At 60.1% G+C, this 18,587-nt stretch carries 14 protein-coding genes; 2 read left to right on the forward strand and 12 right to left on the reverse strand.

The window, feature by feature from the left end; all coding sequences use genetic code 11:
* Nucleotides 1-81 precede the first annotated feature (81 nt).
* The 11 genes from N2315_05150 to dctP all read right to left on the reverse strand — a co-directional run bounded on the left by N2315_05150 (nt 82) and on the right by dctP (nt 15,663).
* Nucleotides 82-258 (reverse strand): hypothetical protein, encoded by a 177-nt coding sequence (locus N2315_05150; GenBank protein ID MCX7828582.1) that lies wholly within the window; start codon nt 256-258, stop codon nt 82-84.
* 231 nt (nt 259-489) lie between these two features.
* Nucleotides 490-2,532: a methyl-accepting chemotaxis protein gene (locus N2315_05155; GenBank protein ID MCX7828583.1), complete on the reverse strand. Its 2,043-nt coding sequence runs from the start codon at nt 2,530-2,532 to the stop codon at nt 490-492.
* Nucleotides 2,533-2,672: 140 nt separating this feature from the next.
* On the reverse strand, nt 2,673-4,187 hold the full coding sequence (locus N2315_05160; protein MCX7828584.1) for a pyruvate carboxylase subunit B: 1,515 nt from the start codon (nt 4,185-4,187) through the stop codon (nt 2,673-2,675).
* Between the two features lie 115 nt (nt 4,188-4,302).
* The gene (gene nifJ / locus N2315_05165) at nt 4,303-7,830 is read right to left on the reverse strand and encodes a pyruvate:ferredoxin (flavodoxin) oxidoreductase (GenBank protein MCX7828585.1); all 3,528 of its coding nucleotides are present in this window, start codon (nt 7,828-7,830) and stop codon (nt 4,303-4,305) included.
* A 322-nt stretch (nt 7,831-8,152) separates the two neighbouring features.
* Nucleotides 8,153-10,513 (reverse strand): glycyl radical protein, encoded by a 2,361-nt coding sequence (locus N2315_05170; GenBank protein ID MCX7828586.1) that lies wholly within the window; start codon nt 10,511-10,513, stop codon nt 8,153-8,155.
* Nucleotides 10,514-10,518: 5 nt separating this feature from the next.
* Nucleotides 10,519-11,430 carry a glycyl-radical enzyme activating protein gene (locus N2315_05175; GenBank protein MCX7828587.1) on the reverse strand — a complete coding sequence of 304 codons (912 nt, stop codon included), beginning with the start codon at nt 11,428-11,430 and terminating at the stop codon, nt 10,519-10,521.
* A 45-nt stretch (nt 11,431-11,475) separates the two neighbouring features.
* Entirely contained in the window at nt 11,476-12,183 is a 708-nt protein-coding gene (locus N2315_05180) for a GntR family transcriptional regulator (GenBank protein ID MCX7828588.1), read from the reverse strand.
* A 274-nt stretch (nt 12,184-12,457) separates the two neighbouring features.
* The gene (locus N2315_05185; protein ID MCX7828589.1) at nt 12,458-12,610 is read right to left on the reverse strand and encodes a hypothetical protein; all 153 of its coding nucleotides are present in this window, start codon (nt 12,608-12,610) and stop codon (nt 12,458-12,460) included.
* Nucleotides 12,610-13,926, reverse strand: a complete 1,317-nt coding sequence (locus N2315_05190) for a TRAP transporter large permease (protein ID MCX7828590.1) — start codon at nt 13,924-13,926, stop codon at nt 12,610-12,612. Before N2315_05190 ends, N2315_05185 begins: the two co-directional genes overlap by 1 nt.
* Complete coding sequence (locus N2315_05195) at nt 13,923-14,519, reverse strand: TRAP transporter small permease (protein MCX7828591.1); 597 nt, start codon at nt 14,517-14,519, stop codon at nt 13,923-13,925. The genes N2315_05190 and N2315_05195 overlap by 4 nt, the downstream gene beginning before the upstream one ends.
* A gap of 154 nt (nt 14,520-14,673) precedes the next feature.
* Nucleotides 14,674-15,663, reverse strand: a complete 990-nt coding sequence (gene dctP, locus N2315_05200) for a TRAP transporter substrate-binding protein DctP (GenBank protein ID MCX7828592.1) — start codon at nt 15,661-15,663, stop codon at nt 14,674-14,676.
* 473 nt (nt 15,664-16,136) lie between these two features.
* Here dctP and pncA point away from each other — a divergent pair, with 473 nt between their 5' ends.
* Nucleotides 16,137-16,748 (forward strand): bifunctional nicotinamidase/pyrazinamidase, encoded by a 612-nt coding sequence (pncA, locus tag N2315_05205; protein ID MCX7828593.1) that lies wholly within the window; start codon nt 16,137-16,139, stop codon nt 16,746-16,748.
* A 219-nt stretch (nt 16,749-16,967) separates the two neighbouring features.
* A complete protein-coding gene (locus tag N2315_05210) occupies nt 16,968-17,720 on the forward strand; it encodes a DUF2993 domain-containing protein (GenBank protein MCX7828594.1) in 753 nt (250 codons plus the stop codon).
* Nucleotides 17,721-17,913: 193 nt separating this feature from the next.
* On the opposite strand, the gene N2315_05215 is transcribed toward N2315_05210, so the two are convergent.
* The coding region (locus N2315_05215) for a hypothetical protein (GenBank protein MCX7828595.1) at nt 17,914-18,587 on the reverse strand (674 nt) is incomplete at its 5' end.

Raw genomic sequence — 18,587 nt, forward strand, 5'->3', positions numbered from 1 at the left:
GTTTAAGGGCCCCTCTCAAGAAGGGCCCTAGGAGTCCGCGGAAATCTGATTCAACCTTGTCATCACCATCTCACATTTTATTTACAGGGAAAGGGGCGCCATGACTATGAATGACACGCACAGACTTATGGCTCCGAAGAGGGCGTGGCGGATCCTGGGGGGCACCAGCATTGACAATCCCATCCCCCCAAGGTCCAGCAGCTCGAAAAGCCCGAACACCGAAAGGCAGAACACCAACACCGACAGGTAAGCCATCATCCTAATCTACCTCCTCTTCCCAAGCTCATCTTTTGCCAGATACTTTACAGCCTCCAACCTTGAGCGTATGTTACGCAAACCCCAACAAAAGAAAAAGATTTACAACCATTTCTGACAATAAAAGCCATAAAAACCACCATAGGAGGTCAAATCCTAAAAAAATAAGCCTCCCGGTTCCCTTGCTGGGGGGTACGACCGGGAGGCGGACCTACGTTTTTAAATCAAAACACCTCAACCGGGGAGGGCCAGCGAGACCCCCGACGAACAGGTCCTGCTCAGCTGCGTAAGAAGCGATATAAGCCTTGAGCTCACGTCCTGAGCCCTCCTGTAGAGTTCCTGGACCAAGTGGGACTCCTTGGACTCCACGGCGTTCTGGATCTGATGGCCTATGCGGTGGAGCTCCTCATGAAGGCTCAAAACCTCGCCCCAGCGGCCCTTCACCGACCCCGGGGGCTCCGCCACGGACACGAAGACCCCAAAACGGCACCTGGTGGGGTCAACCTCTATGGAGAAGTCCCCTCTGTCGATGTACTTCTTAAGGTTCTCCATCCACATCCTGTGGCCCGCCACAGCGGCGTCGCACATGGAGGCGAAGTCTTCGCAGGTGGTGTACTTGAGCCTCGATAGGTCGTTCAACACGTTCTTCCCCATCTCCAACGCGTCGCCGAGTCCCGACACCACGGACCTCATGCCCTCCCCAAGAAGCACCGCCACCTGGTCCGTCTTAGCCACCAGGGACGTGAGCTCAGCCACGTACTGGGACACCCTCTCCGCCCCGGCGGCCATCTCCTGGGAAGAGGCGCTCAGCTCCTCCGCCCCGGCGGCCACGCTCTGGGAGGCATCGTTCACCGAGCTCATCCCGTCCAATATCTGGGACATGTAGGAGGCCACGCTAGATATGCCGCCCGCCACCCGGTCCATCTCCTCCGACATGACGGATATGTCCTTGGACGTATCCCCTATCCCTCCCACTATCTGGCCCAACCTCTCCTCTATCTTGGACGCCGCCCCCTTGCTCTCCTCCGCAAGCTTGCGGACCTCCTCCGCCACCACCGCGAAGCCCCGGCCCGCCTCTCCCGCCCGGGCGGCCTCTATGGCGGCGTTCAGCGCCAAAAGGTTGGTCTGCTCCGCTATGCCGGTGATCACCTGGACCACCGAGTTTATCACCTTTGCCTGCTCCGCCAGGGAAGAGGCCCTCTGGGACACGTTGGACACCCGGTCCTCCATGCCCTTTATCAAATCCACCGCATCCTTGAGCCTCTCCTCCCCGTCCCTGGCCCGGGAGACCACCATGGACACCGCCTCATTAAGCTGCTCCGCCGAGTGGGCCAAGGCCTGGGCAGTGGAGGCTATCTCCTCGGAGCTGGCGTACTGCTGCACCACCGCATGGTTTATGTTCTCCGCCGCCCGGGAACCTTCGGAGGCCTTAGTGCGCACGGCGTCAAGCTCCTTGGAAAAGGCGTCCAAAGACCGCTGCACTCCGTAAAAGGCCGCCATGAAGTCCTGGAAGGCCTTAGAAAAGGCGTAGAACTTGGAGCGGGCAAACTCGGCAAAGCGGTTGAGCCCCTCCGCAAGGGCGCCGGTCTCATCGATGGACTCCACCGGCACCCTTACTGTGAGGTCCCCGTCGGTGGATCCCATCTTGGAGGCCCTTTCCGCCATCCTTCTTATGGGGGACACCATCCGCCGGAAGTAAAGGATCCCCACCACCAGGGTAAGTAGGCTCAGGAGAAGGGAGATCTCCTGAATACGGATTACCCGACGAACCCTTGCCTCCGAGTCCTTTTGAAGAGCCCCGGTGGCCTGGTCCATCGCCTTAACAACTTGAGGGGTCATGTCCATGACCTCCTTAAGGGCCCCCTGGTCCCCTTGGGCCAACCTCCCCAGGGCCCCCTTCAGGGCATCCCAAAGTCTTAGGCCCTCCTCAAGGTAGGACCGGACGTTGCCTGAAACAGGCGGGATCTCCACGGAGGAGGAGCCGTCCAGGGTCAAGGGGACCCTACCGCCCTTTAGCAGGGCATTAAGAGTGACCTCAAAGACCTCCCCGGTGCTCCGCGCTTGGTCCCAAAAGGAGGTATCCTGGGAGACGCTGTACATAGCCACTTCCTTGGCCATCTTCTGGGCCAACATCCTCTGACGTCCCGCGAGATTTATCAAAACCCCGTCCTCCGAGCTGTCCTGGGCAGATTTGAGGGTAAGCCAAATGGAAAGTGCAAAGAGGGAAAAAACCGCCAACAAGGGCAACATCATGCGATAGATCATGCTCCTCTTCAAAGTCCATTCCTCCTCCCCCATCTGAAAACCTGGAATCCCCACTTGCTAGAAAAAATCCCTTTAGATTATACACCAAAAACACAAAGAGCGGGACCTAAGGTATCCGCCTATGGGTCCCGCTGCTCCATCAAGCTGCTCCATTAAACCGGGTAGGCCGCTTCCTCCTTGAGCTCCCCGAGCCCCACGTCCCTCAGGGTGACCCGGGCGTACTTGCGGGGCAGGAAGTCCTTGGCCACCTGGGGGAAAAGAACGTAGGACAACACGTCCTCCGGTTGAAGTATCCAGGGCTCCACCTCTTTCCTGGCCTTATCAAGCTCCGGTTCCAGGAGCTCCCCTGGGCGGCAGGTTATGGGTTCCTCGTCTCCCAGAACCTTCTTCAGTATCTCCGGGTCAACCGGGGCGGGAGTCCTGCCGTAGTAGCCCTGGAACACCTGACGCACCTCCTTGGGAACCACCTTCCACCTCTCCCCCACAAGCACGTTGGCCGCCGCCTGACTTCCCACTATCTGGCTGGTAGGCGTCACCAGGGGAGGATACCCCATCTCCTTCCTCACCCTGGGAACCTCTTCAAGGACCTCCTTGAGCTTGTGAAGGGCCCCCTGTTCCTTGAGCTGGCTCTGCAGGTTGGAGTACATCCCCCCCGGGACCTGGTAGATGAGGATGTTTATGTCCACCCCTTGAACTCCCATTATGAGCTTGGAGTACTTCTCCCTAAGCTTTGAGAAGTGCTCCGCCACGGGAAGCAGCTTCTCCAGGGAAAGGCCCGTGTCATAGGGTCCTCCCGCAAGGGCCGCCACCATGGTCTCCGTGGCGGGCTGGCTGGTGCCCATGGAGAAGGGGGATATGGCACAGTCCACCACGTCCGCCCCGGCCATTATGGAGGCAAGGTACGTCATGGCGGCAAAACCGCTGGTGTAGTGGCTGTGAACCTGCAGTGGCACCTTGCCTATCCGGGACTTTATGGCGTGCACGAGCCGCCCCGCCTCGGTGGGGGACAAAAGCCCCGCCATGTCCTTGATGCATATGGAGTCCGCCCCCATGGACACCATGTCCTCCGCCTGCTTGACGAAGGCCTCCAGGGTGTGGACCGGGGATATGGTGTAGGAGATGGCCATCTGAAGATGCGCTCCCTCTCGCTTCACCTGGTCCGCCGCCACCTCCATGTTCCTCAAGTCGTTCAGAGCGTCGAATACCCTTATGATGTCTATGCCGTTGCCTATGGCGCGCTTGACGAACTCCCGAACCACGTCGTCCGCGTAGTGCCTGTAGCCCACCAGGTTCTGACCCCTAAGGAGCATCTGGAGCTTGGTGTTGGGCATCCGGCGGCGGATCTCCCGGAGCCTCTCCCAGGGGTCCTCATCCAGGAACCTCATGCAGGCGTCAAAGGTGGCCCCTCCCCACACCTCCATGGAGTGGTAACCCACCTGGTCCATGGCCTCCGCTATGGGTATCATGTCCTCGGTCCTAAGACGGGTGGCCATTATGGACTGATGGGCGTCCCTGAAGGCGGTCTCGGTTATCCCGACGGTCCGTTTGGGCACGTCAAAGGGGTCCTTGAAGCTACCCACTTCCCTCTTGTCCTCCCGAGGGGCCTCCGCCACCTTCACATAGGCCCTACGCTGTCCGTTGCCGTTAATCCTGTTCTCATCCGACAACTCAAAACACCTCCAGGGTGGTTAAGCTTCTTTGGATATCTTTTGAACTTTCCGCAAACTTAAAGGGCGGGGGGAACCTTCCCCCCGCCCGGCATACCATCAGGGCCTTTAAAACCTAGCCCTCCACCGGCATCTCCGCCAGGTGCTTGTAGAGGCGCCAGCGCTGACGAAGCTCCCTCTCCTCCTCCGCCAAGAGGGCCTCCGCCACCTCGGGATGCATCTTCTTGAGCACGTTGTAACGGGTCTCGTTGTAAACGTACTCCTTGAGCGGCAGGGTGGGCTCCTTGCTGTCCAATATTAGTGGGTTCTTCCCCTCTTTGGCAAGCTCCGGGTTGTACCGCATCAAGATCCAGTGCCCGGACTCCACCGCCCGCTTCTGCTGCTCGAAACCGTACCTCAGGTCGAAGCCGTGGTTGATGCAGTGGCTGTAGGCGATGATTATGGAGGGTCCGTCGTAGGCCTCCGCCTCAAGGAAGGCCTTCACGCACTGGCTGTCGTTGGCCCCCATGGCCACCCGGGCCACGTAGACGTGGCCGTAGGTCATGGCCATGAGCGCCAGATCCTTCTTGCCGGTCCTCTTGCCGCCGGCGGTGAACTTGGCCACGGCGCCCCGCGGGGTAGCCTTGGACATCTGGCCTCCGGTGTTGGAGTAGACCTCCGTGTCCAGCACCAGGATGTTGACGTTCTTGTCCATGGATATCACGTGGTCCAGCCCACCGTAGCCTATGTCGTAGGCCCAGCCGTCGCCGCCGACTATCCACACGCTCTTCTTCACCAGCGCGTAGGCCACGGAGAGCAGCTCCACCGCCTCGGCGGTGCCTATCTCGCAGAGCTTGTCCTCCAGGATGGCCACCCTCTCCCGCTGGGCCTCTATCTCCTCCTCGGTCACCTGCCTAGCCTCCAGTATGGCGGTCACAAGGTCGTCCCCTATCTGGAGGGCCAGCTTCTTAAGCAGCACCTTTGCGTAGTCCGCCTTCTGATCCAGCGCCAACCTGAACCCAAGGCCGAACTCCGCGCAGTCCTCAAAGAGGGAGTTGCTCCAGGTGGGGCCCCTGCCGAAGTCGTTGTAGGTCCAGGGGGTGGTGGGCAGGTTGCCGCAGTATATGGAGGAGCAGCCCGTGGCGTTGGCCACCATCATCCTGTCTCCGAAGAGGGCGGAGGCCAGCTTCAGGTACGGGGTCTCGCCGCAGCCGCCGCAGGCCCCGGAGAACTCGAAGAGGGGGCGCAGGAGCTGGATGTCCTTAACGGTGGACTTGTTCAGCTTGCTCCTGTCCACGTCCGGAAGGGCCAGGAAGTAGTCCCAGTTCTCCGCCTCCTGGTCCCTCAAGGGCAGCTTGAACTCCATGTTTATGGCCTTCCACTCCGGGTTGGCCTTGTTCTTGGCGGGGCAGTTCTGTACGCAAAGCCCGCAGCCTATGCAGTCCTCCGGCGCCACCTGCACGGTGTACTTCATGCCCTGGAAGTCCTTCCACTTGGCGTCCGCGGACTTGAAGGTCTTAGGGGCCCCCTCCAGGAACTTGGGATCGTACACCTTGGCCCTTATGGCCGCGTGGGGGCACGCCAGGGAGCACTTGCCGCACTGGACGCACACCTCGGGGTCCCACACGGGAATGTCTATGGCTATGTTGCGCTTCTCGTACTGAGAAGTGCCGGTGGGGTAGGTCCCGTCGGGGGGCAGGGCGGAAACGGGGACCGAGTCCGCCTCGTCTATGAGCATGGGCCCCAGGACCTCCTTCACGAAGCAGGGGGCCCACTCGGACATGGGGGGCTTAAGGTCGAAGGTGCTGGTAACCTTGTCGGGCACCTTCACCTCGTGCAGGTGGGCAAGGGTGGCATCCACCGCCTCGATGTTCTTCTGTACCACCGCGTCGCCCTTCTTGCCGTAGGTCTTCTTGATGGACTTCTTTATCTGCTCTATGGCCTCGTCCTTGGGGAGCACCCCGCTTATGGCGAAGAAGCAGGTCTGCATGATGGTGTTGATGCGGCCTCCCATGCCGGTCTCCTTGGCGATGGAAACCGCATCTATCACGTAGAACTTGAGCTGCTTCTCTATGATCTCCCTCTGAATGGTCTTGGGCAGGTGGTCCCAGACCTCATCGGGCCCGTAGGGGCTGTTGAGCAGGAACACCCCACCCTTGGCGGCCCTCTTCAGCACGTTAAGCCGCTCTATGAAGGAGAACTGATGACACGCCACGAAGTTGGCGCTGCCCACCAGGTAGGAGCCCCTGATGGGCTTGGGTCCAAACCGGAGATGGCTTATGGTAAGGCCGCCGGACTTCTTGGAGTCGTAGACGAAGTAGCCCTGGGCGTTGTAGTCGGTCTCCTCGCCTATGATCTTTATGGAGTTCTTGTTGGCCCCCACGGTCCCGTCGGAGCCAAGGCCGTAGAACAGGCACCTGACGGTCTTGGGATCCTCGGTGACGAAGGAGGGATCGTAGTCGATGGAGAGGTAGGTCACGTCGTCCTCTATGCCCACGGTGAAGCCGTTCCGGGGCTCCAGACGATCCAGCTCGTCGAAGACCCCCTTCACCATGGCGGGGGTGAAGTCCTTGGAGGACAGCCCGTAACGGCCGCCCACCACCATTATCTCCGGCCGGTTGGCGAGGGCCTCCACCACGTCCTTGTACAGGGGCTCGCCGCCGGCGCCGGGCTCCTTGCAGCGGTCCAAAACCGCCACAGACCTCACGGTGGCGGGCAGAGCCCTAAGCAGGTGCTCCACGCTGAAGGGCCTGAAGAGGCGGACCTTGATGAGCCCAACCTTCTCGCCCCTCTCCACCAGGTACTCCACGCACTCGTGGGCCACCTCGGCGCCGGAGCCCATCATGATTATGACCTTCTCGGCGTCCCTAGCCCCCACGTAATCGAACAGATGATATCGACGCCCCACTATCTTGGCGAACTTGTCCATGGCCCGCTGCACCGCGTCGGGCATGGCCATGTAGTAGGGGTTCCTGGACTCCATGGACTGGAAGAAGGTGTCCGGGTTCTGGGCGGTGCCGCGGATTATGGGGTCGTCGGGGTTAAGAGCCCTCTCCCGGTGGGCGCGCACCAGGTCCTCGTCTATCATGGCCCTCATGTCGTCGTAGGTGACCTGCTCAACCTTTGACACCTCGTGGCTGATCCTGAAACCGTCGAAGAAGTGGAGGATGGGAATCCTACCCTCCAGGGTGGCCGCCTGGGCTATGAGGGCAAGGTCCATGACCTCCTGGACGGAGCCGGAGCACAGAAGGGCCCACCCGGTGGAACGGGCGGCCATAACGTCCGCGTGGTCGCCGAATATGGAAAGGGCGTGGGCCGCCACGGACCGGGCGGACACGTGCATAACCGTGCTGGTGAGCTCACCGGCTATCTTGTACATGTTGGGGATCATGAGCAGAAGCCCCTGGGAAGCGGTGAAGGTGGTGCCCAAAGCTCCCGCCTGAAGGGCCCCGTGATAGGCGCCGCTGGCCCCCGCCTCGCTCTGCATCTCCACTACCGTGGGAACCGCACCCCATATGTTGGTCCTTCCCTCGGCGCTCCACTGATCCGCCCACTCCCCCATGTTGGAAGATGGGGTTATTGGGTAGATGGCGATGACCTCGCTGGTCGCATGGGCCACGTAGGCCGCCGCTTCGTTGCCATCCAACGTAACCTTCGGTCGCATCCTATCCTACCTCCTTAATTTCCTCCGTCCCAAGGGGCCAGGGACGAGGTTAACGTCTCTCCCCCGCCTCCGCATCCTGCCCCATTGGGATTATTATAACAAACTCACAAAAAAAAGTACCACCCGGAGGAGCTCCCTAAACCGCCGGTTCATGTTGCATTTGCAAGTCAAAAAACCTCAAAACTCGCATAAAAAGTCGGCAAAAAAGGGAATTGCCCCTTACCGGCGCACCGATACAAGATAGCACATATTCGAAAAAAGGGGGAGCCCCGGCTCCCCCAAGAAAATTATCAGATTCACTATGCTGCCGCCCCAAGGGGCCCTAGATCTCCTCCTGGGCGGTCCTGGCTATTATCTCCTCCTGATGGTAACGGTCCAGGTCCACGAAGTAGTCGCTGTACCCCGCCACCCGCACCAGCAGCCCCCGGTAGTTCTCCGGGTTCTCCTGGGCGTCCCTAAGGGTCTTGGAATCCACCACGTTGAACTGTATGTGGTGGCCGCCGAGCCTGAAGTAGGTCCTTATGAGGCGGCAAAGCTTCTCAAGCCCCTCCTCGCCGGCCAACACCGAGGGAAGGAACCGCTGGTTGAGCAGGGTGCCCCCGGACTTCACCTGGTCCATCTTGGACAGGGACTTTATGACCGCCGTGGGCCCGTTCCTGTCCGCCCCGTGGGAAGGAGACGTGCCGTCGGACTCAGGCATGTGGGCGAAACGGCCATTGGGGGTGGCCCCTAGCTTCTTGCCGAAGTACACATGACACGTGGTGGACAGCATGTTTATGTGATACGTGGGCCCCTTGGGGGAGTTCTTGCCCTCTATGGCCCCCACCAGGGACTCGTAGACCCGCCTCATTATCTGGTCCGCGTAATCGTCGTCGTTGCCGAAGAAGGGGGTGCGGTTCCACAGGTACTGGCGCATCTCATCGTACCCCATCCAGTTGCTGTTGCAGGCGGAAACCATCTCCTCCAGGCTGTAGCGGCCATCGTCGAACACGTGCTTCTTGATGGACGATAGGCTGTCGGTGACGGTGCCTATGCCGCAGCACTGGATGTAGTCGGTGTTGTACTTGGCCCCCCCGTCGTAGTAGTCCCTTCCGCTCTCTATGCAGCCCTCTATGAGCACCGACAGGAACGGTGCTGGGGCATATTCGGCGAACATGGCGCTCAGGTAGTTGTCCACCCGGATCTTCACGTCCACCACGTACCGAAGCTGCCTCTCGAAGGCCTCGTAGAGCTCGTCGAAGCTCCTGAAGGCCGAAGGACCGCCGGTGGGGATGCCTATCCTCTTGCCCGTTAAGGGGTCTACCCCGTCGTTAAGGGTTATCTCCAATATCTTTGGCACGTTGAGGTAGCCGTGCAGTATGTAGGCCTCCCTGCCGAAGCACCCGGTCTCTATGCACCCGCTGGTGCCCCCCTCCCGGGCGTCCTCCACGGACTTGCCCATCCGCACCTGCTGCTGCACCACAAGATCCGAGTTGAACACCGACGGATAGCCGGAGCCTCGGCGGATGACCCTGGCGGCGGCCTTCAAGAACCTGTCGGGGGTCCTCTGGGATACGTGGACGCTCACCTGCGGCTGCAGGAGCTGCAGCTCGTCCAGCACCTCCAGTATAAGGTAGGAAGCCTCGCTGGTCCCGTCGGAACCGTCCCGCCTCACCCCCCCCAGGTTTATCTGGGTGAAGTCGTTGTAGGTGCCACTCTCCTGGGCGGTCACGCCGACCTTAGGCGGCGCCGGGGTGTTGTTCACTTTTATCCAGAAACAGGACAGGAGCTCCTTGGCGGCCTCCCGGGTAAGGGTCCCCTCCTCAAGCCCCTTGCGGTAGAAGGGCTCAAGGTGCTGGTCCAGGTGCCCCGGGGACATGGCGTCCCAGCCGTTTAGCTCCGTTATGGTGCCCAAGTGGCAGAACCAGTACATCTGAAGGGCCTCCCAGAAGTCCCTGGGGCTCTTGGCGGGAACCCTCCTGCACACCTCCGCTATCCTCAAAAGCTCCCGCCGCCTTTGGGGGTCCTCCTCTGCGGAGGCCATCCGTTCCGCCTCCTCCGCGTGCCTTAGGGCGAAGATGATGGCCCCGTCGCAGGCTATCTCCATGGCCTTGAGCTCCTCGTCCTTGGCCATGGCGTGGGGGTCGTTGAGCCAATCTATGGAGCTCCTGGCGGACCTTATCCTCTCCTTGAAGTCCTCAAGCCCCATCTGGTAGATGTTGCCCCCAAGGGCGGTGTGCCCCGGGGCCCGCTGCTCCATGAACTCGGTGAAGCAGCCCGCCTCGTACAGGTCCAGCCACTCCCTGGGCATCCGCTCAAAGGCCTTGTCCCGCAGGGACCTTCCCCTCCAGTAGGGGATCACCCGCTCCTCGTAAACTTTTATGTCCTCCTCGGACACGGAGTAGCTGGTCATGGGGCGGGAGTTGAGTATGCGCAGGTCCTCCGCGGAGTGGCAGTTGAGCTCCGGGAAGGTGGACACCGCCTTGGGCCTTGGCCCCCTCTCCCCCACTATGAGCTCAAGGGGGCCTATGTAGATGGTCTTCTTCTCGCACAGGTTCTTGAAGTTCATGGCCCTCATGACCGGGGTGGAGTACTTGCCGTAGTTCTCCCGGTAGAAGTCCGTCACGATGAGCGCCCGCTCAATGGAGACGCTGGGCTTCGTGGAAAAACTCTCCTCCCTCAACCTTGCTATCCGCTCGTTCATCCTCATCACCCTCCCACCTTGACTTCCAAGCCCATCTCTTCAAGGATCCCCGCCACCTCCCACATCAAATCGGCGGACGGGGGGGCCACCTCCGGCATTTCCGCAAGCCCATACTCCAGCCCACAGCGGCGGTACTTCTGCATCCCCGCGGAGTGATACGGAAGCACGTGAATCCTTTTAAGCCCAAGCTCCAACATGGTCTTCCCCATGAGGCTTACGTTGGAAGGTTGATCGTTCAGCGATGGTATGAGGGGGAACCTTATCCATATCTTCCCGCCGCAGCCCCCTTCAACGAGGGCCCTAAGGTTCTCCAGCACCGGGCCGTTGCCAACGCCTGTGAGGCGCCGGTGCTGCTCGTCGTCCATGTGTTTAAGGTCGTAGAGGATTAGGTCCGATGCCCTGCCGGCCGCAAGGGCCCCCTCAAGGGGGGCGTAGCCGCTGGTGTCCAAGGCCACGTGGACCCCCGCGTCTTTGAGAAGCCCCATGCAGGCCAGGAGGAACTCCATCTGCGAGAGGGGCTCCCCGCCGGAGAAGGTGACCCCTCCGCCGGACTCGTCGAAGAAGATCTCGTCATCAAGGGCCTTGCGCAGCACCTCCTCGGGGGTCATCTGAAACCCCACTTTCTTGAGGGCCTCGGTTGGGCATTGATCGGCGCACGTGCCGCAAAGATCGCAGACAGCGCGGTCTATCAGCAATCTCTCCGCGATCTTAAGGGCCCCCTTAGGGCAGGCCCCTACGCACCGCCCGCAGGCCACGCACCTCTCCACGGAGTAGGAGAGGGAGGGGCCGAACTCCCAGCTCTCCGGGTTGTGGCACCAAAGGCATCTCAAGGGACACCCCTTGAGGTGGAACGTGGTCCTTATGCCGGGACCGTCGTGGATGGAGTAGCGCTTTACGTCGTAAACTAAACCCTTCACGCGGCACACCGCCCCCCTTGGGCGGTCGCCAAGGGCCGCCCGTCGTTACATGGAACCTTCTTCCTTGGTCTCCTTTATAGGGTCCAGCTCCCATTGACTTGCGAAGTAGTACTTTCTTATGAACCGCTCCTGCACCTCAAAGGACCAGTGCACGTCCCGTATGTACTCCGCGGCTCCGTTGAAGTCCTTCCTCCCAAGGAGGTTCACTATCTCCTGGTGCTCCTTAACTGAGTTGAGCTCCCATTCCTTCACGAACCCCTTGCTCCTTGGGAAGTCATAGAGCCGTTCCTTGAGTATCCTCACCGTGTGGAGCAGGTCCTGGTTCTCCGAGAGCCCAAGGTAGGTGTTGTGGAAGTCCAGGTTCAACCGGTAGAAACGATTGAAGTCGTCGTCCCCAAGGGCCTCCTCCATCTCAAGGTTCAAGGCCTCCATGCGCTTTACATGCTGATCCGTGATCTTGAGGGCCTCGTTGACCACCACCGCCCCCTCCAGGGCTCCCAGGATCTCGTAGATGTTCTTTATCTTCTTGAGATCCAGAGGGTTCACCATGATGCCCCGCCTTGGGTATATGGTCACGAAACCCTCCGCCTCCAGCTGGAAAAGGGCGTCCCGCAAAGGGGTCTTGCTCATGCCAAGGTTCCTGCTTATCTCGTTGAGGTCGAGAAACGAGCCCTGTTTAAGCCGCCCCTCGTTCATCTCCCTTTTCAAGTACTCGTACACCTGCTCGCGGAGCGACTTGAGGTTAAGCTCCAATGGAAAGCCCCCCTTGTGTATTCTAACACAGATATATCAGATATCAAGCACCATGGGATCCACAAAAGGCGGGGCCCCCTCCATGGCCGGCACGCCAGCGTGGAAACCCAAGTTATCCCGCTAAAACCGGGGCTCCAACGGGGAAAGCCGAGGGGTCTGCTGATACATCAGTAGCCACAAGATCAAGCCCCCTCCCGCCTTAGGATTATAGGATTATAAATTTAGCGGTCAGGGGCTTCAAGTTTGAGTTAGCTCGCTCCGGGGGAGCAAAAGATCAAAGCCCTCTCTTCTTAAGAACCCTCGACAGGGCCCCCGCCCCGGCGGACAGGGCGTAGAACCCCGGAAGGTCCGTGAGCGCCGCCGCTCCCAGGAGGATAAGGCAGGCAAGCCCCACCAAGGTGGAGGCGGAGGGCCTCACGGCGGTCATCACCAGGGCACCCCCAGCAGGACGTGGGGTAGGAAAAGCACAAGCTTGGGCACGTAGGCGGTGAAGAGCAGGACTGGCACCCAGCACAGGAGCATGAACTTAAGGGCCGGCCCCATCATCTCGTTTATTGGGGCCCTGGCAAGACGCCCTCCAAGGTAGAGGACCGGCGCCGCCGGAGGGGTTATGCACCCAAGGGCGGTGTTGACCCCCACCACCGCCGCGTAGTGTATGGGGTTGAAGCCAAGCTTGGCTATTATGGGCATCATTATTGGGGTGGTGAGCACCACCACGCTTATGTCGTCCATGAGCATGCCCATTATGACCAGGAAGACGTTTATCATCCCCATTATGACCCACCGGTTGGTGGATATGGACTCGAAGAAGTAAAGCATCTTGCTGGGCAGGTCCTCCAGGACGTAGAGGCGGGACAACATGGACACCGAGTAAAGCATGGCCATTATGACGCCGGTGGTTATGGCGGACTCCACGACGACCCCCGCAAGCCCCCTCCAGTCGGTGCCCCGGTAAACCCAAAGGGCCACCGGTATGGAGTACAGCACCGCCACGGCGGAGGCCTCGGTGGTGGTCATTATGCCCCCGTAGACCCCGCCAAGCACTATAACGGGCAACAGCAGCGCCGGGATAGCCCCCTTGGAGCGGAGCTTAAGGAGCTTCAACCTCTCGGGCAGGCTCCTGCGCTGGGACACCAGGACCGACGGGTCGTCCTTAAGTATGTACAGGTTGACAAGACATATCAGGGTCGTGGCAAGCAACCCGGGCACCACGGTGGCGAGGAAACAGGCCAATATGGACTGCCCGCTTATCCAGGCGAAGATTATGAGCGTGGCGTTTGGGGGTATCAGAAGCCCCAGGAGGGAGGCGTTGGACATAAGCGCCGCCGCGTGCCCCTTGGGATACCCTCCCGCCTCGAAGCGGGGGAACATTATGCTTCCTATGCAGGACAGGGTGGCGCAAGCGGCGCCGGATATGGAGCCGAAGACCGCGCAGGATATGGTGCCCACTATGCCGAGGCCTCCCTTGAGGTGTCCCACGAAGACGTCCACCAGGTCTATGAGCCTCTCCCCTATTCGGCCCCTCTCCATTATGCCACCAGCCATTATGAACATGGCGATGGCTATGAGGGACACGGAGTTCATCTGGGCAAAGCCGTAGGGCAGCAGCTGGCTTGGGTCGTACCCCAGGCCGTCGGGGCCTCCGAAGAAGATGAGCCAGGCGGCGGAGGCCATGAAGCTCACCGGCACCGGGACGCCGATGAGAAGGCAGAACATGAGCACCACAAGGGCAACGTATATCATCTCTTCACCCCTCCAAGCGATTCCAGCAGGAGGACGAAGCTCACCCAGAGGTCCCTCACAAAGTAAAGGACCATGAAGGCCAACCCGCCGAATATGGCGCCGTAAGAGGTCCAAAGGGGTATCCGCCAGACGGTGGTCATGGGAACGGCGATCCCGTTGCCCAAAGGACCCTTGAAGCCGAACATGAAGAAGTCGTAACCGTAGTAGAGGAACAGGGAAGACACCCCCACGGTTATGAGGTTCTTAAGGAGCACCAGCGCACGCTTGAAAACCCCCTCGGGCACGTAGGAGTTCACTATGTCGGCGGACACGTGGGTGCCGTTGAGGGCCCCGTAGGCGGCGCCGGAGAAGTAGAGCCAGAAGGCGAAGAGCTTAACCCACTCCTCGTAGCCGTAAAGGTCGGTCTTGAATACGTACCTCATAAGGGTGGCGGCCCCTATCATGAGGGCCAAAAGGATCGACATGGCCATGCATATGGCGCCAAAAAACCGCTGCCCCACAAGCTCAAGGACAGGCCACCCCTTGGACCTCCTCTCGGAGGCCTCGCAAGGGGTGGGGGAGGAATCGAGAACTGCCTGGGTCAAATCCTCCAAATCCGGCACTCTCCTTTCTTCGACAATCCATCGGTCCTGGAAGAGGGCCTTCGAAGGGGCCCTGCATGAAGGGAACCCATAAGAAGGCCTCGCCGGGCGGGGGACAGGGCCATGGGGGATGACGGCGCCGCCCGGCGGGGAACTTAGCACTTACCTACTTCGGAGCCAGGTTCTTCCTGAACTCGACCATGAGCTCCCGGGTCATCTTCTTCTCCAGCTTGGGCCAGCTCTCCGCTATGGCCTTGGATATGGGCAGCAGCTGGGCCTCGCTGTAGCGAAAGACCTTGATGCCCTTCTTCTCCATGGCCTTCATGGAGGCCTCGTCCAGGGCCTTGGCCTCGTCGATGCTCTTTATGGTGGCCTTAGTCATCACGTCCGCTATGACCTTCCGGTCCTCGGGCTTGAGCTTGTCCCACACCTTCTTGCTCATGAAGAAGTTGATGCACTCCATGGAGTAGTTGGTGGCGTACCAGTACTTGATCACGTCGCCCAGGGCGGTGAGGGCCGCGGTGGTGGCAAAGCCGTTGACCCCGTCGCAGACCCCGGTCTGCATGGCCTGGTAGACGTCCGCGTAGGGTATGGTTATGGTCCTGTAGCCCATGGCCTCAGCCCCGAGCTTGTACACGTCCATGTTGGGGACCCGGCAGAGGATGCCCTTGTCCACCTTGGGGTTCAAGGGGTCCTTGGCGGGCTTGGTGGTGCCGGTTCCTATCATGCCCTCCACGTAGAAGCCCAGCAGCTTGACCCCGAGCCTTCCGTTGAGCTCGTCCATCTTCTTGAAGAGCCACCCGTCGGGGGAGAATATCTTCTTGGCGGAGTCGTAGCCCCGGACGTAGCCGTTCACGTACATGAGCTCCAGGCGGGGATCGAACTGGCTGGGTACCGATATGAGGGCCATGTCTATGGTGCCCTTTATGAGCTCCTCGTAAACCAGCGTGTAGTCCCCCAGCTGGTTCCCCGGGTACACCCTCACGGCAATCCTTCCGTTGGTGCGCTTGAGTATCTCCGACGCTATGTCCCTCATGAGCCGGCTTCCAGGGTGGTCCGCCGGGTACTGCCCCGCGAACTTGAGGGTGACCTCCGCGCCGAACGCGGCGGGCACGAACGCCAAGACCAGCAAAAGCCCCGCAAGCAACCTTCTCATAGCAGCAACCCCTCCCAAGTTGAAATGTAAAATATCAAACTCCACAGCGATCAACCCAACGCCCCGGCACACCACCTCCAATCTCAAGAAAAGGCCAACAAAACCGACGGACATCACCGTAATTTGGGAATAAAACCCCCGACCTCCCCCCCATAAAACGGTGGAAAGCAAACTAAATCGAATTTATTTTAAATAACTATTGATATTTCAGATATTACTGGAAAACCATACATGGGCTTTGCTGATACGTCAAGCGCCCACGCCACTCTTCCATCGATGAAGCCAAAGCCGCAAAATCATGAAGGCCGCACCTTAAGGCTCCAAAGGCAAAGCCGCCAAAGGGGACCAACACAAATAAGACGCAAGGGAATGCAATTCCAGGCCTTTTGTGATAGTTTCTCCTTAAGTCATACGAGGAGCCGCCGACGGGCAAGGACAAAATCAAATTCAAAAATTCAAAAAGGGGTGGTTCCATGAGAGCCCTTCTGGTGGTGGACGTGCAGTACGACTTCCTGCCCGGCGGAGCGCTGCCGGTGCCCGAAGGAGATCAGGTCATACCGGTCATAAACCGCATGATGGACCGCTTCCCCCTGGTGGTGGCCACCCAGGACTGGCACCCCAGGGAGCACCTGAGCTTCGCATCAAACCACCGGGACACCCGACCCTTTGAGGTGATACAGCTCGACCAAGCACCCCAGACCCTATGGCCGGACCACTGCGTTCGGGGGACCCACGGGGCCATGCTCTCAAGGGACCTAAGGCAGGAACCGGTGGAACTCATAATCCGCAAGGGCACCGACCCCTCCGTGGACAGCTACAGCGCCTTCTTCGATAACCTCAAAAGGCGCTCCACGGGACTTGCAGGGTACCTCAGGGAACGGGGGGTTTCCGAGCTGTGGGTCGCGGGCCTGGCGGGGGACTACTGCGCCTTCTACTCCGCCATGGACGGAGCGGAGGCGGGGTTCTCGGTGTTCTTCGTGGAGGACGCGGTAAGACCCATAAGCGCCGAGGGGTTCGCCAAGGCCAAGGAGGCCATGGGCTCAAGGGGCATAAAGATCGTCACATCAAACCATCTGGTCCCATAACCGGACGCAGATCGCCCCAAAACCCAAAGGACAAGGGACCGGTGAAGCCATCAAAGGCTGGATATGAAATGTAAAACAAAAACCAATTAGCACCGAGGAGTGAGGACACTGAATAAGAAGCCGGAGATCAAAAGAACCAACCACGGGCAAGGAAGCAGGGCGGTGGACAGAAACCCTAAAGCCCGGCGGCCATTCGCCGACTGGAATCGCTTGCGCCTGGTGGCAGCCGTTGTCCTCATGCTGGCGGCATCGGCGGGGCTCTCATGGGCTCCCCAAAAGGCCCTTGGGGAGGAGAAGACGTTGTCCGGGGACTTCACCCCCGCCTCGGAGGGGGAGGCGCTGGTGAAGGACCTGGTCAAATCCCTTAGCCCTGAGAAGATGCTGGTGGTGCTGGACCAGGAACCCCAGGGTGGGGAGGTAAGGCACATGTACATATCAGCCCAAGGGGCAAGGGCGGCGGGAGTCCGGGTGGACCAGGTGGCCATGGAGGCCTTCTTCGTGAAGATCAACCACCAGGCCCCGGGCGGATACCCCTTCAGCGCCATAGAGGGGCTCTTCCAGTGCTCCGTGAAGGACCAGGACGTGAACCGGTTCCTCAAGGACGCGGTGATGGACTCCGGCGATGAATCCTGGAAGGGGCTCAGCGTGGAGTTCCAGGACGGCAGGCTCAAGGCCTCGGGTACGTTCCTCTCAAAGGGCCTGTCGGCGGTGGTGCGCCTTGAGGGGGAGCTCTCCATAAAGGACCAGTCGGCGGTGGAGCTCAAGGACTACACCGTGAAGGTGAACGGCTCGAATACCCAGATGGGGGAGATCCGAAGGGCCATCGACGACGCCCAGCCCCTGCTGGACCTATCGGGCATGCCCTTCCCGGTGAAGCTCAAACGGCTTTCCGCACACCAGGGGGCCCTTACGCTCAGCACCGAGAAGGCCCCGGAGGAGTTCCAGGGCATAAGATACGTCTACCAAGAATAGCGGCACCGGACGGCGCAATATTGAAAAAAGGATGAAGGCCAAAAACCGCAAGGACGAGAGAAACCCCGGCTTTGGGTTGCGCCAAAGCCAGGGTTTCTCAACGAAGTCCGCGCAGGACAAGCGCGAAGGCAAGGGATGAAACCACAAAGGATGATAAAACCCCACGTCCGCCCCATGGGCACTTTTGTCTTTTTTACTTAAGAAGGATCTTTATCTCCTTCACGTCCGCGAAAACCCCAGGCTGCACGTCCGAGGCCTCGGGAAGCTCCTGCCAGTCCGGGTTGTCCCCCATCTTGCACAGCACCCTGCCCACATCCTCCCCGGAGCTCCTGTCGAAGGGCCTTATGAGGCCATAGAACAGCGGATAAGCCCCCTCCAGCCGTTCAAAGGACAGCCCCCTTACGATCATCCACTGCCCCATGTTGCGCACCTTCTGCATCTCCCGGTCGTACACGTGGCCTATGGGGACTATCTGAAATCCCCCTATCTCCCCCAGGGGGCTGGTGCTCACGCATATCACCCCCGGGTGGTTGGCCCTCACCCCTCCCGGAACCTGGTACAGGGTGCCCAGGAACCGCCCGGAGCTGTCAAAGGGCTTCTCCACCACCGCCACGGGGCGCTCCTCACCGTTAACCGCCAGGTAAACCTGCCCCCCCTGCCAGTTCTCAAACCTCAGGTAGGACGCCTCATCCGGCGGGGCCTCCACGTCTATCTCCAGGGAAACCCCGTGCTTTAGCAGGTCCTTGGATCTAAAAGGTATCCGGTACCCCAAGCGGTTCACCACGTAGACCTTGGAGCCCACCGTGGGTGAGTAGCGGCCGAATAGCCCTATGCCCCCCACCCCCCCAACCACCAGGCTTGAGCCGG

The sequence above is a fragment of the Thermanaerothrix sp. genome (genome assembly GCA_026417795.1).
Taxonomy (GTDB): domain Bacteria; phylum Synergistota; class Synergistia; order Synergistales; family Synergistaceae; genus Thermanaerovibrio.

Coding starts and splice junctions, on each gene's coding strand:
- N2315_05190 (MCX7828590.1), bottom strand. CDS start 13,926: ATGATATACGTTGCCCTTGTGGTGCTCATGTTCTGCCTTCTCATCGGC.
- N2315_05150 (MCX7828582.1), bottom strand. CDS start 258: ATGATGGCTTACCTGTCGGTGTTGGTGTTCTGCCTTTCGGTGTTCGGG.
- pncA (MCX7828593.1), top strand. CDS start 16,137: ATGAGAGCCCTTCTGGTGGTGGACGTGCAGTACGACTTCCTGCCCGGC.
- N2315_05170 (MCX7828586.1), bottom strand. CDS start 10,513: ATGAACGAGCGGATAGCAAGGTTGAGGGAGGAGAGTTTTTCCACGAAG.
- nifJ (MCX7828585.1), bottom strand. CDS start 7,830: ATGCGACCGAAGGTTACGTTGGATGGCAACGAAGCGGCGGCCTACGTG.
- N2315_05185 (MCX7828589.1), bottom strand. CDS start 12,610: ATGACCGCCGTGAGGCCCTCCGCCTCCACCTTGGTGGGGCTTGCCTGC.
- dctP (MCX7828592.1), bottom strand. CDS start 15,663: ATGAGAAGGTTGCTTGCGGGGCTTTTGCTGGTCTTGGCGTTCGTGCCC.